Below are 277 nucleotides of genomic sequence, written 5' to 3' on the forward strand. Positions count from 1 at the left end.
CCTTTTTATTGATCGCTGTTTTTAATATTGCGGTGATGGCATCGGTCTATTTTTGGGTGCCGGATATTCGCGACGAGGCGAAAGGAAAGCTGCGCGAACAATTTCACTTTTTACGCAGCCCGGCCCCGTGGTTAATTTTCGCCGCCACGATGTTTGGCAACGCAGGTGTGTTTGCCTGGTTCAGCTACGTAAAGCCATACATGATGTTTATTTCCGGTTTTTCGGAAACGGCGATGACCTTTATTATGATGTTAGTTGGGCTAGGGATGGTGTTGGG

1 pseudogene is annotated in these 277 nt (G+C 47.7%); it reads left to right on the forward strand.

Annotated elements, in window-relative coordinates:
- Nucleotides 1–35 precede the first annotated feature (35 nt).
- Nucleotides 36–277: pseudogene (locus ACODJP_RS13975) on the forward strand (hypothetical protein); the annotation flags it as partial.

It is taken from the genome of Pleomorphochaeta sp. DL1XJH-081, assembly GCF_049310885.1.
Lineage (GTDB): Bacteria > Spirochaetota > Spirochaetia > Sphaerochaetales > Sphaerochaetaceae > CAYZJV01.